The organism is Streptomyces sp. NPDC000348 (assembly GCF_042898795.1).
GTDB lineage: Bacteria > Actinomycetota > Actinomycetes > Streptomycetales > Streptomycetaceae > Streptomyces.
Genome location: NZ_JBIAZD010000012.1, coordinates 35,293 through 48,245 on the forward strand (window position 1 = coordinate 35,293; position 12,953 = coordinate 48,245).

The following is a 12,953-nucleotide window of genomic DNA, read 5'->3' on the forward strand; positions in this document are numbered from 1 at the left end:
CGCGTGAGGATCGAGTGGCGGCACCGGGCGTTACCGGCGGCACCGCTGGCGCTGGCCCTGCTGGCCGTGACCGGCTGCACGGGCACGCCGGACGCCCCGGCGGAGCCGGCCGGTGCGTCCGGCGCGCCCCCCGCGTCCGTGGCCAGGGTGTGCGCCGGGCCCGCCGCCGGGCCGGCGAAGGCGCCGGCGGGCGCGGTGACGGTCGACCCCGCGGTGGTCGGCGACCTGGCCGCGAAGACCAGGAAGAGCCCCGCGCACACCACGTTCTGGCTCCGGCCGGGCACACACAGGCTCGCGCCGGACCGCTACGCCCAGGTCGTCCCCAAGAAGGGGAACCGGTACCTCGGCGCGCCGGGCGCGGTGCTCGACGGCCGGAGGACCAACCAGTACGCGTTCGGCGGCACCGCCCCCGACGTCACCGTCCGCCACCTGACCGTGCGGGGTTTCGTCGCACCGCACGACGAGGGCGTGGTCAACCACGACTCGGCCGACGGCTGGGTGATCGAGCACACGACGATCCGGGACAACTCCGGCGCCGGGCTGATGGCCGGCGCCCGCCAGCAGGTCCGCGCCAACTGCCTGCGCGACAACGGGCAGTACGGCTTGAACGCGTACAAGAGCGGCGACTCCATCAGCGGCCTGGTGGTCGAGGGCAACGAGATCACCGGCAACAACACGGACGACTGGGAGCGGCGGCGGCCGGGCTGCGGCTGCACCGGAGGCGTCAAGTTCTGGGCCGTCGACGGCGCCGACGTACGCGACAACTGGGTGCACGACAACCGCGGAGCCGGACTGTGGGCGGACACCAACAACAACGACTTCCGCATCGAGGGCAACGTGCTCGAGGCCAACGACGGCGCCGCGCTGATCTACGAGACGAGCTACAACGCGGTCATCCGGAAGAACACGATCCGGCGGAACAACTGGGTCGAGGGCCGCAGGTACGCCGACCGCGGGGACACCTTCCCGTTCGCGACCGTCTACCTCTCCGAGTCCGGCGGCGAACCCCGGATCGAGGCCCGCACGGACAGGATCGAGATCCACCGGAACGTGCTGGAGGACAACTGGTCCGGGATCACCCTGTGGGAGAACGCCGACCGGTTCTGCAACAGCCCGGCCAACACCTCGTCCGGTGCCTGCACGCTGCTGGTGGAGGACACCGGCCGCTGCGCGCCGCCGGCGATCGCCACCGCACCGCTCTACGCCGACTGCCGGTGGAGGACCCAGCGGGTGGACATCCACGACAACCGCTTCGTGCTGGACAAGTCCGTCGTCGGCTGCGCGGTGAAGTGCGACCGCATGGCGTTGCTGGCCAACTACGGCACCTATCCGGACTGGTCCCCGTACCAGGGCGAGCGGGTGGCCGAGGCGATCACCCTCGAACAGCACAACCGCTGGCACGACAACGTCTACGTCGGACCGTGGACGTTCGTCGCCCACGACCCGAGCCGGACGCTCGATGCCGCGCAGTGGCAGGGCGCGCCGTACCGGCAGGACGCGGGCAGCGCCTTCCGCGCGGGGGACGGTGGTTGAGATGGGCGCGGACCGCACGTCGAGGATCGTCCAGGTGGTCTGGGGTCTGCTGGTCCTCAACACGCTCGGCTCCGCCGGGGCGAGGACCGTCGTCCCGCTGCCGCGCTCCCTCATCCAGATGGTCACCATGGGTGCGCTGGTCGCCGCGTTCGCGCTGGCGCTCGCGGTCAATCTCCGGCTGCGCGTCCGGCCGAGCGCCTACGTCCTCCTGCTCACCCTGCTGCTGGTGCCGGGCGTGATCTCCAGCGCGGACCCGGAGTCCGGGTTCGGCGCGCTGTTCCGCTGCGCCCGGCTGGCCCTCTTCGTCGCCACGCTGTGGCTGCTCAGCCGCTGGTGGGACGGCGGCACGACGTTCGTCCGGCACCACATCCGGATGTACTTCGTGGTCCTCGGGTCGGTGGCCGCCGGCCTGGTCGTCTCGCCGGGCACCGCCCTGCCCGAGCTCTACGGCGGGCGGCTGGTCGGCGCGCTGTGGCCGCTCACCCCGCCGCAGATCGGGCAGTACGCCGCGGTGATCACCGGGCTGACCGTGCTGCTCCTCCTGGGCCGCCGGACCGACCGGGGCAGCGCGGCGCTGGTCGTCGTGCCGGCGCTCGTCCTGCTCGCGCTGACCCACACCCGGACGGCCACGCTCGGCCTGCTCGCCGGGCTGGCGCTGGCGATCGGCTCGCTCGTGCTGACCAGTGCCGCCGCCCGCCGGTTCTTCGCCTGGGCGGTGCTGTGCGCCGCCGTGGTCGCGGTGGGGTTCGGCTCCGCGCTGCAGGCGTGGTTCCTGCGCGGGCAGAGCCAGGAGAACTTCACCAGCCTCACCGGCCGGGCCAAGGTCTGGGACGCCCTGCTGGCGGAGCCCCGGACGACCTCGGAGCGGCTGTTCGGCACGGGCCTGGGCGACAAGTCGTTCGGCGGGCTGCCGATCGACAACAGCTGGCTGGCCGTCTACCACGAGCAGGGCATGACCGGTGTCGCGCTGGTGGCGGCGGTCTTCCTCGTGCTGGGCGGCGTCGCGCTGCTGCGGCCGCCGTCGCTGTCGAGGGCCTGCGCGATCTTCCTGATCAGCTACTGCGCGATCGCGTCGTACACCGAGGCCGGGCTGGGCGACGCCTCGCCGTACCTGCTGCATCTGGCCGTGGCCGCCTCGCTGCTGGCGGCACCCGCCGCGACCGCCGACCGCCCGTCGCCCGGGGTCCCCGGGCGACGCGTCCCGGGCTGGGCCCGCACATCGGAGGTGACCTGAGCATGCACGTCCTGGTGGTGCACAACCGCTACGCCTCGGCGCAGCCGAGCGGGGAGAACAAGGTCGTCGACCAGGAGGTGGCGCTGCTGCGCGGGGCCGGCCACCGGGTCGAGGTGTTCGAGCGGCGCAGCGACGACATCGCCGCCCGGTCCCTGCCGGCCAAGGCCGCGCTGCCGTTCCTCGTGCCGTGGAACCCGGCGGTCCGCGCGGAGCTCGCCGCCCGGCTCCGTGCCGGGCGGCCGGACGTGGTGCACGTCCACAACGTCTTCCCGCTCCTGTCGCCGGCGGTGCTGGCCGCCTGCGCCGACGCGGGCGTGCCCGCCGTCGCCACGCTGCACAACTACACCCAGGTCTGCCCGCCCGGCACGCTGCAGCGGGACGGCCGGCCGTGCACCGAGTGCGTCGGGTCCGCGCCGCTGCCCGCCGTCCGGCACGGCTGCTACCGGAACTCCCGGCTGGCGACGGTGCCGCTCGCGGTCGGCCTGTCGGTCAACCGGCGGCGGTGGTGGACCGGCGTGGAGCGGTTCCTCTGCATCTCCGCGGCGCAGCGCGACGTCCTGGTACGGGCCGGCATGCCGGCCGGGCGGCTGGCGGTGAAGCACAACTTCGTCCCCGACCCGGGCGCCCGCCGCACGGGGCCCGGCGAGCACCTGCTCTATCTCGGCCGGCTCGCGGAGGCCAAGGGCGTGCGGCTGCTCATGGCCGCGTGGGACGCGGTCGCCGCGGACGGCGGTGCGGGCGTGCCGCTCGTGATCGCCGGCGCGGGTCCGCTGGAGGCGGAGGTGACCGCCTGGGCGGCGGGCCGGGACGACGTGCGGTACGTCGGCCTGTACGACACCGCGCAGTGCCGGCGGGCCGTCGCGCGGTCGGTCGCGGTGGTGGCTCCCTCGACGTGGCTGGAGGCTTTCGGCCTGGTGGTCGTGGAGGCGATGGCGGCGGGGGTCCCGGTCGTCGCCGCCGGTCACGGCGCCTTCGTCGAACTCGTCGAGGACGGCGGGACCGGGCTGCTGCACCGGCCGGGCGACGCCGCCTCGCTCGCGTCCTGCCTGCGCCGGATCACGGCCGGGCCGGACCTGGGCCGGGAGATGGGCGAGGCGGCCCGGCGCCGTTACGAGCAGGACTTCAGCCCGGCCGTCGGGCTGGAGCGCCTGGTGGACGAGTACCGCACCGCGATCGCGGGTCGGACGGAATCGATGGGGGGCAGTAGATGACACGATGCCGACTCTGCGGCTCGGCGGCGCTGGCGAGCGTCGTCGACCTGGGGGCGACGCCACCGTGCGAGAGCTTTCTCGCCGCGGACCAACTGGACCTGCCGGAGCCCGCGTACCCGCTGCACCTGCGGGTCTGCACCGAGTGCTGGCTCGCGCAGATACCTCCGCTGATCACACCGGAGGAGACGTTCACGCAGTACGCGTACTTCTCCTCCTACTCGACCTCCTGGGTGGAGCACGCGCGTACGTTCGTCGCCGACGCCGCTGCGCGGGTGGGCCTCGGCCCCGACGCCTTCGTGGTGGAGGTCGCGAGCAACGACGGGTACCTGCTCAGGCACGTGGTGGACCGGGGGATCCGCTGCCTCGGCATCGAGCCGTCGGTGAACGTCGGCGCCGCGGCGCGCGAGGCGGGTGTGCCCACGCTCACGGAGTTCCTGTCCCCGGACACCGGCGCGGCCGTCCGCGCCGAGCACGGCCCGGCGGACCTGGTCGTGGCCAACAACGTGTACGCGCACATCCCCGACGTGGTCGGGTTCACCCGGGGACTGCGCGCCCTGGTCGCCGACGACGGGTGGGTCTCCGTCGAGGTGCAGCACCTGCTGACCCTGATCGAGGGGAACCAGTACGACACGATCTACCACGAGCACTTCCAGTACTACACGGTCGCGTCCGCGATCCGGGCGCTGGCGAGCGGCGGACTCGCGCTCGTGGACGTCGAGCTGCTGCCCACGCACGGCGGCTCCGTCCGGCTGTGGGCCCGGCCCGCCGAGGCGGCCGGCGAGCCGACCCGGCGGGTGGCCGACGCACTGGACCGGGAGAAGGCCGCCGGGCTGCGGGAACTGGCCGGGTACACCGAGTTCTCCGCCCGGGTGGCCAAGGTGCGCCGGGATCTGCTGCGGTTCCTCGTCGAGGCGGCCGAGCGCGGCGAGACGGTCGTCGGCTACGGCGCCCCGGGCAAGGGCAACACCCTGCTCAACCACTGCGGCATCCGGCCCGATCTGCTCCCGTACACGGTCGACCGCAACCCCTACAAGCACGGCAGGTTCACCCCGGGCACCCGCATCCCGATCCTGCCGCCCGAGCGGATGGCGGCCGACCGGCCCGACTACGTCCTCGTCCTGCCGTGGAACCTGCGGGAGGAACTGGTCGGGCAGCTGTCCTTCGTGCACGAGTGGGGCGGCCGGCTGGTCTTCCCCATCCCGGAACTGAGCATCGTCGAGGGCGCATCGTGAAAGGTCACAGCATGAAGGTCGTTCTGTTCTGCGGCGGTTACGGGATGCGGATGCGCAGCGGCGCCGCGGACGACGTGCCCAAGCCGATGGCGATGGTCGGTCCCAGGCCGCTGATCTGGCACGTGATGCGCTACTACGCGCACTTCGGGCACACGGAGTTCATCCTGTGCCTCGGCTACGGGGCGCACCACATCAAGGACTTCTTCCTCCATTACGAGGAGACGACGTCCAACGACTTCGTGCTGCGGGGCGGGCGGACCGAGCTGCTCTCCACCGACATAGCGGACTGGACGATCACGTTCGCGCAGACCGGCGTCGAGTCGCCGATCGGGGAGCGGCTGCGCCGGGTGCGGCACCACCTGGACGGCGACGAGATGTTCCTCGCCAACTACGCCGACGTGCTCACCGACGCCCCGCTGGACGAGATGATCGACCGGTTCGCCCGGCGCGACGCCGGCGCGTCGATGATGGTGGTGCCGCCGCAGTCCTCGTTCCACTGCGTGGACCTGGGCGAGGACGGCCTGGTGGGGGGCATCACCGCGGTGAGCGACCTGCCGCTGTGGGAGAACGGCGGCTACTTCGTGCTGCGCCAGGAGGTCTTCGACCACATACCGGAGAACGGGGACCTGGTCGCCGACGGATGCACTCAGCTGGCCAAGCGCGGACGGCTGGTGGCGCACCGGCACCGCGGTTTCTGGAAGCCCACCGACACCGTGAAGGAGCGGGCCGCGCTCGACGCGGCCTACGCCCGGGGCGACCGCCCGTGGGCCGTGTGGGAGCGGGACTGTGCCGGAGCGAAGGCGTGATCCGGCTCGGGGCCGGGCCGCTGGAGCGGATCGTCGCGGTGGGCGCGCACTGCGACGACATCGCCATCGGCGCCGGCGGCACGCTGCTCGCGATGTGCCGCGCGCGGCCGGGCCTGCGCGTCGACGCGCTGGTGCTCTCCGGCGGCGGCGGCGAGCGGGAGCGGGAGGAGCGGGCCGCGCTCGCCGCCTTCTGCCCGGGCGCCGATCTGCGGCTGACCGTGCTCAAACTGCCGGACGGCCGGATGCCCGTGCACTGGGACGAGGCCAAGGCGGCGGTCGAGGAACTGCGCGCGCGGACCGAGCCGGAGCTCGTCCTCGCCCCGCGCGCCGATGACGCGCACCAGGACCACCGCGGCCTGGCGCGGCTGATGCCCACCGCGTTCCGCGACCACCTCGTGCTCGGCTACGAGATCGTCAAGTGGGACGGCGACCTCGGCCGCATGGCGGCGTACCAGCCGCTGTCGCCCCGGACCGCCGAGGAGAAGGTGCGGCTGCTGCAGGAGCACTACCCCTCGCAGCGGCACCGGCCCTGGTACGACCGGGAGGCCTTCCTCGGCCTCGCGCGGATCCGCGGCATCGAATGCCACGCGCGCTACGCCGAGGCGTTCGCCGTCACCAAACTCACTCTCGACCTGGGGGAATGAACTGTGCGCGTACTGCTGACCGGACACCAGGGATACCTGGGCACCGTGATGGCCCCGGTCCTCGCGGCCGCCGGGCACGAGGTCGTCGGGCTCGACTCCGGCCTGTTCGCCGACTGCGTCCTGGGCCCGGCGCCCGCGGACCCGCCGGGGCACCGGGTGGACCTGCGCGACGTCACGGCCGAGCACGTGGCCGGGGCCGACGCCGTGATCCACCTGGCCGCCCTGTCCAACGACCCGCTGGGATCGCTGGCGCCGGAGCTCACCTACGACATCAACCACCACGCGTCCGTGCGGCTGGCCCGGCTGGCCCGGGACGCCGGGGTCCAGCGCTTCCTGTACGCGTCGACCTGCTCGGTGTACGGCGCCGCGGGCGGGGACGACCTGGTGGCCGAGGACGCCCCGCTGCGCCCGGTGACGCCCTACGCGGAGTCCAAGGTGCGGGTGGAGGACGACCTGCACGCGCTCTGCGACGGCGACTTCAGCCCGGTGTACATGCGCAACGCCACCGCCTTCGGCCACTCCCCCCGGCTGCGCGCCGACATCGTGCTGAACAACCTGGTGGGTCACGCCCTGCTGTCCGGCGAGGTCCTGGTGCTCTCCGACGGCACCCCCTGGCGCCCGCTGGTGCACGCCGCCGACATCGCACGGGCCTTCGCCGCCGCGCTGACCGCGCCGCGGGAAGCGGTGCACGACCGGGCCTTCAACATCGGCAGCGAGGTCAACAACGTCACGGTCGCCGAGATCGCCGGGCAGGTCGCCGAGGCGGTGTCCGGCTCGAAGGTGGTGATCACCGGGGAGACCGGCGCCGATCCGCGGTCGTACCGGGTGGACTTCTCCCGGTTCCGCGCCGCGGTGCCCGGCTTCGACTGCGAGTGGACGGTGAAGCGGGGCGCGCTCGAACTCGCCGACGCCTACCGGGAGCACGGGCTGACCCGGGAGGACTTCGAGCGGCGCTTCACCCGCCTCGCCGTGCTGCGCGCGGCGTCCGAGGCCGGCACCGTCGACGACACCCTGCGGTGGCGCCGGTGACCGGGACCGGCGAGGAGATGTACGCCCTGGTGGAGCGGTTGTACCCGCTGTGCCGGAGCATCACCGGCGACGGTGTGCGCGCCACCCTGGAGATCGTCGGCGAGTACCTCCCGCTGCGGGTGCACGAGGTGCCGACCGGGACCCGGGTGCTCGACTGGACGGTGCCGCAGGAGTGGAACATCCGGGACGCGTACATCGCCGACGCCGCCGGCCGCCGGGTCGTCGACTTCGCCGAATCCAGCCTGCACGTGCTCGGCTACAGCGTGCCGGTGTCGGCGACCATGCCGCTGTCCGAGCTGCGCGGACACCTGCACACCCTGCCCGACCACCCGTCCTGGGTGCCGTACCGCACCAGCTACTACCGGCCGGACTGGGGGTTCTGCCTGGCCCAGGAGACCCTGGACGCGCTGCCGGACGGCGAGTACGAGGTGCGCATCGACTCCACCCTCGCGGACGGCCACCTCACCTACGCCGAGCACGTGGTCCCCGGGCGGGTCCCCGACGAGGTGCTCGTCTCCTGCCACGTCTGCCACCCGTCGCTGGCCAACGACAACCTGGCCGGCATCGCGGTGGCGACGTTCCTGGCCCGGGCGCTGGCGGAGCGGACGCCGTACCACACCTACCGGTTCGTCTTCGCGCCCGGCACCATCGGGGCGATCACCTGGCTGGCCCGCAACAGGGAGCGGGTGGAGCGGGTCAGGCACGGCCTGGTGCTGGCCTGCGCCGGCGACCGCGGCGACCTGACGTACAAGCGGAGCAGGCGCGGCGACGCGGAGATCGACCGGGTGATGCGGCACGTGCTGGCCGTCTCGGAACGCCCGCACCGGATCACCGGGTTCACTCCGTACGGCTACGACGAGCGGCAGTACTGCTCGCCCGGTTTCGACCTCGGCGTGGGCTCGCTCACCCGGACCCCGTACGCCGGCTACCCCGAGTACCACACCTCGGCGGACGATCTGGACTTCGTCTCCCCGGAGGCGATGGCGGACACGCTGGACGTCTGCCGCGAGGCGTTCGCCGTCCTCGACCGCAACCGGCGCTACGTCAACCTCAGTCCGTACGGCGAACCGCAGCTGGGGCGGCGCGGGCTGTACGACGCGCTCGGCGGACGCAGCGACACCAAGCAGGCCCAGATGGCCATGCTCTGGGTGCTCAACCTCTCCGACGGCGGGCACAGCCTGCTGGACGTCGCCGAGCGGTCCGGGCTTCCGTTCGACACCGTCGCCGCCGCGGCGGACGCCCTGCACGGTGCCGGGCTGATCAAGGAATGACGCCGATGACCACCGGGAAGGAGACGACGACACCGGCCGGGTCCGCCCGGCGGGCCACCGCCGGCCGGCTGTCGTGGGGACTGGCCGACCAGGCCGCCTCCAGCCTGGCCAACTTCGCGGTGGGCATCTACGTGGCCCGCTCGCTGGGGCTGACCGCGTTCGGCGTGTTCAGCCTGGCCTGGGTGACGTACGGCGTGGTGCTCAACGTCTCCCGCGGGCTGGCCACCGACCCCCTCGTGGTGCGCTTCAGCGGCGTGCCGGAGGCGTCCTGGCGCGGGGCGGTGGCCCGCTCCTCGGGTACCGCGCTCGGCGCCGGTGCCGTCGTCGGCGCGGTGTGCCTGGTGGCCGGTCTCGTGGTCGGGGGCCGGGTGGGGCCCGCGTTCGTCTGCCTCGGCGTCATGCTGCCGGGGCTGCTGCTCCAGGACGCCTGGCGGTACGCGTTCTTCGCCGCCGGCACCGGGCGGAAGGCGTTCGTCAACGACCTGGTGTGGGGCGTCGCGCTCGTCCCGGCCATGGTGGCGGCGGCCCGCGTGGGCAGCGTGGCCGCGTATCTGCTCGCCTGGGGCGGGTCCGCCGCGGTGGCCGCGGCGTACGGCTGCCTCCAGTCCGGCATCCGGCCGTGCACGGCCGGGGCGCGCGAGTGGCTTCGCGAGCACCGCGACCTCGGCTACCGGTACCTGGCCGAGAACGTCAGCAACAGCGGCGCGAGCCAGCTGCGGGCGTACGGGCTCGGCGCGATCGTCGGGGTCGGCGCGGTCGGGGTGATCCGGGGCGCCGAGCTGCTGCTCGGCCCGTTCCTCGCCGTGCTGATGGGGCTGTCCCTGGTGACCGTCGCGGAGGCGGCACGGGTGCTGCGGCGGGCCCCGCACCGGCTCGGCCGGTTCTGCCTCCTCCTCGGCGGCGGGCAGGCCGCCGCCGCGCTGCTCTGGGGCGGGGCGCTGCTGCTGGTGCCGGACCGGGCCGGTGCGTTCGTGCTCGGCGGCGTCTGGAGCGGCGCCTCGGAGCTCGTCGTGCCGGTCACGGTCGGCGTCGCCGGCGCCGGCCTCGGCACCGGCGCGGCGGCCGGGCTGCGCGCGCTCGGCGCGGCCCGGCGCAGCCTGCGCAGCCAGCTGTTCGCCTCCGCCTGTTACGTCGTCGGCGGGCTCGGCGGGGCGGTCGTGGCCGGCACGGCCGGTTCGGCCTGGGGCGTCGCCGCCGCGACCGTCTGCGGCTCGGCCGTGTGGTGGCTGCACCTGCGGTCCGCCCTGCGCGAGCGCCGCCCCACCCCCCTTCCCGAAGTGAGGACCTGATGACCGACCGACCCAGGCTGAGCATCGGCCTGCCCGTGTACAACGGCGAGGAGTACCTGGCCGAGTCGTTCGACGCCCTGCTGGGCCAGACCTACGAGTACTTCGAGCTGGTCGTCTCCGACAACGCCTCCACGGACGGGACCCGGGACATCTGCCGGAGGTACGCCGCGCGGGACTCCCGCATCCGGTACATCCGGCTGCCCCGGAACATCGGCGCCGCGCCGAACCACAACTACGTCTTCACCGAGTGCCGCGGCGAGCTGTTCAAGTGGGCCTCGCACGACGACCTGTACGCCCGGGACCTGCTGCGGCGCTGCGTGGAGGCGCTGGACGAGCGGCCCGGCGTGATCCTCGCCCACGCCGACCAGGCGGTCGTCGACGGCGACGGCCGGGTGAAGGTCCCCTACCCGTACGGGCTCGCCACCGCCTCGCCGCACGCGCCGGAGCGGTTCCGCAGCCTGCTGTTCGAGCCCGGCGGCGACGACTTCTACGGGGTGATGCGGGCCGACGTGCTGCGCCGGGTGAGGCCGCACGACAGCTACCACCACGCGGACCGCACGTTCGTCGCCGAGCTCACCCTGCACGGTCCCTTCCACCAGGTGCCGGAGCTGCTGTACTTCCGCCGCGACCACCCCACCCGCGCCGAGCGGGCGAACCCCTCCAAGCGCTCCCGGTGCGTCAACCTGGACCCGCGCCGGGCCGGCCCGCTGCACCCGACGCCCCGGCTGCTCGCCGAGTACGTCTGGGGCTTCGTCTCGGCGGTCCGGCGGGCGCCGCTGTCCCCGGCCGACCGGCGCGCCTGCTACCGCCACCTGGCCGCGTGGATGACCAGCCGGGCCCGGCCGGGCGCCGGCGAGCGGGTCGAGGACCGCGCCCCGGTCGACCCGGACCGGCTCACCGTCTCCGTCGACGCCCTCGTCGCCGGCCGTGAGGGGAGGCGGACGTGACCGCCGTCCGCGTCGGGGTGTTCGGCCTGCTCGGCTCCGGCAACCTCGGCAACGACGGGTCGCTCGAGGCCGTGCTCGGGTACCTCCGCGCCGCGCACCCGGAGGCGGCCGTGGACGCGCTGTGCGGCGGACCCGAGGTGGTGACGGCCCGGTACGGGATCCCCGCGACGCGGCTGCACTGGTACCGCGGGGAGTACCGGACCGCGTCCCGTGCGGGCGCGATCGCGGGGAAGGGGCTGGGCAAACTCGTCGACGCCGTCCGCACCGCCGCCTGGGTGCGCCGGCACGACGTGGTGATCGTGCCCGGCATGGGCGTCCTGGAGGCCACGCTGCCGCTGCGGCCGTGGGGCTTCCCGTACGCGCTGTTCCTGCTCTGCGCGAGCGGCCGGCTGCTGCGCACCAAGGTCGCGCTGGTCGGCGTCGGCGCCGCCCCGATCGGCAGCCGGCCGACCCGCGCCCTGGTGCGCTGGTCGGCGCGGCTGGCCGCGTACCGGTCGTACCGGGACGCCCCGTCCCGCGACGCGATGCGGGCGATGGGCGTGGACACCACGCGCGACGAGGTCCACCCGGACCTGGCGTTCGCCCTGCCGGCGCCGCCCGCGGACACCTCCCCGGGCCTGGTCTGCGTCGGCGTCATGGACTTCCACGGCGGCGACGACGACCGCGCCCGGGCGGCGGAGATCCACCGGCGCTACCTCGACGGGGTGACCCGCTTCGTGCGCGCGCTGGTCGAGGAGGGCCGGCGGGTCCGGCTGCTCACCGGCGACGCGTGCGACGCCCCGGTGGTCGAGGCGGTCCTCGGCGCGGTGGACTCGCCGCTGGTCACCGCCGCCGGGGCGGCCTCGCTGGCCGACCTGATGAAGGAGACGGCGGCGGCCGACACCGTGGTGGCGACCCGCTACCACAACCTGGTCTGCGCGCTGAGGGCCGGCACCCCGGCGCTCGCGCTCAGCTACGCGGCGAAGAGCGACGCGCTGATGGCCCGGATGGGCCTGGACGCGTACTGCCACCCGGCCCGCGAGGTCGACGCCGGCCGGCTGCTCGAACAGTTCCGGTCGCTGGAGAGGCACTCCGCCGGACTGCGGCGGACCCTGACCGAGCGCAACCGCGTCACCACCGGGCAACTCGACCGCCAGTTCAGCGCGTTGACGGCGGCCCTGTTCCCGGCAACCGACCACACCCACGCCGTACGGGAGACACCTTGAAGGCGACCGAAGTCCCGGCGATCGCCGGCGCGTACCTGTTCGAGCCCACGCCGTACACCGACGAACGCGGCTTCTTCTGCCGCACCTTCGACGCCGACGTGGTCCGCTCGGTGGGCCTCGACCCGGACGCCTTCGTCCAGGACAGCCTCTCCCGCTCGGTCCGGGGCGTGCTGCGCGGCCTGCACCTGCGCTCCGGAGCCGGCGAGGCCAAGCTGGTGCGGTGCTCCCACGGGAGGATCTTCGACGTCGTCGTGGACCTGCGGCCGGACTCGCCGACCTATCTGGGCCGGGCCTCCTTCGAGCTGTCCGGCGAGACGCAGACGACCCTGTACGTCCCGGCGGGGTGCGCGCACGGCTTCCAGGCGCTGACCGGGACCGCCGACACCTCGTACCGGATCGACCGCCCGCACGACCCGGCCGAGGACGTGACGATCGCCTTCGACGACCCGGAGCTCGCCATCGACTGGCCGCTGCCGGTCACCTCGATGTCCCGGCGGGACCGGGAGGCGCCGAGCCTCGCCGAGGTCCTGAAGCACCTGGAGAAGTGAGGCC

Annotated in this window: 12 protein-coding genes; all 12 read left to right on the forward strand. The window is 73.9% G+C overall.

The genetic code is table 11. The annotated features are described in order from the left end of the window. Window positions 1-3 precede the first annotated feature (3 nt). From ACFY3N_RS23275 to rfbC, 12 genes are read left to right on the forward strand one after another with little or no spacing between them, the layout of a single operon-like run. Window positions 4-1,533 carry a right-handed parallel beta-helix repeat-containing protein gene (locus tag ACFY3N_RS23275; RefSeq protein ID WP_390818623.1) on the forward strand — a complete coding sequence of 510 codons (1,530 nt, stop codon included), beginning with the start codon at window positions 4-6 and terminating at the stop codon, window positions 1,531-1,533. Between the two features lies 1 nt (window position 1,534). Continuing rightward, complete coding sequence (locus tag ACFY3N_RS23280; protein WP_390818624.1) at window positions 1,535-2,767, forward strand: O-antigen ligase domain-containing protein; 1,233 nt, start codon at window positions 1,535-1,537, stop codon at window positions 2,765-2,767. Window positions 2,768-2,769: 2 nt separating this feature from the next. Next, window positions 2,770-3,978, forward strand: a complete 1,209-nt coding sequence (locus ACFY3N_RS23285; RefSeq protein ID WP_390818625.1) for a glycosyltransferase — start codon at window positions 2,770-2,772, stop codon at window positions 3,976-3,978. Beyond that, window positions 3,975-5,210, forward strand: a complete 1,236-nt coding sequence (locus ACFY3N_RS23290) for a methyltransferase domain-containing protein (protein WP_390818626.1) — start codon at window positions 3,975-3,977, stop codon at window positions 5,208-5,210. The genes ACFY3N_RS23285 and ACFY3N_RS23290 overlap by 4 nt, the downstream gene beginning before the upstream one ends. A gap of 11 nt (window positions 5,211-5,221) precedes the next feature. Then, window positions 5,222-6,016 (forward strand): glucose-1-phosphate cytidylyltransferase, encoded by a 795-nt coding sequence (locus ACFY3N_RS23295; protein WP_390818627.1) that lies wholly within the window; start codon window positions 5,222-5,224, stop codon window positions 6,014-6,016. Next, a complete protein-coding gene (locus tag ACFY3N_RS23300; RefSeq protein WP_390818628.1) occupies window positions 6,013-6,660 on the forward strand; it encodes a PIG-L deacetylase family protein in 648 nt (215 codons plus the stop codon). The genes ACFY3N_RS23295 and ACFY3N_RS23300 overlap by 4 nt, the downstream gene beginning before the upstream one ends. Window positions 6,661-6,663: 3 nt before the next feature. Further along, a complete protein-coding gene (locus ACFY3N_RS23305; RefSeq protein WP_390818629.1) occupies window positions 6,664-7,689 on the forward strand; it encodes an NAD-dependent epimerase/dehydratase family protein in 1,026 nt (341 codons plus the stop codon). After that, window positions 7,677-8,960: a DUF4910 domain-containing protein gene (locus ACFY3N_RS23310; protein WP_390818630.1), complete on the forward strand. Its 1,284-nt coding sequence runs from the start codon at window positions 7,677-7,679 to the stop codon at window positions 8,958-8,960. Before ACFY3N_RS23305 ends, ACFY3N_RS23310 begins: the two co-directional genes overlap by 13 nt. Next, on the forward strand, window positions 8,957-10,249 hold the full coding sequence (locus ACFY3N_RS23315; RefSeq protein WP_390818631.1) for a hypothetical protein: 1,293 nt from the start codon (window positions 8,957-8,959) through the stop codon (window positions 10,247-10,249). Before ACFY3N_RS23310 ends, ACFY3N_RS23315 begins: the two co-directional genes overlap by 4 nt. Next, entirely contained in the window at window positions 10,249-11,196 is a 948-nt protein-coding gene (locus tag ACFY3N_RS23320) for a glycosyltransferase family 2 protein (protein ID WP_390818632.1), read from the forward strand. The genes ACFY3N_RS23315 and ACFY3N_RS23320 overlap by 1 nt, the downstream gene beginning before the upstream one ends. Continuing rightward, entirely contained in the window at window positions 11,193-12,401 is a 1,209-nt protein-coding gene (locus ACFY3N_RS23325) for a polysaccharide pyruvyl transferase family protein (protein WP_390818633.1), read from the forward strand. Before ACFY3N_RS23320 ends, ACFY3N_RS23325 begins: the two co-directional genes overlap by 4 nt. Next, window positions 12,398-12,949, forward strand: coding sequence for a dTDP-4-dehydrorhamnose 3,5-epimerase (gene rfbC / locus ACFY3N_RS23330; RefSeq protein ID WP_390818634.1), 552 nt, complete (start codon window positions 12,398-12,400; stop codon window positions 12,947-12,949). Before ACFY3N_RS23325 ends, rfbC begins: the two co-directional genes overlap by 4 nt. Window positions 12,950-12,953: the final 4 nt, after the last annotated feature.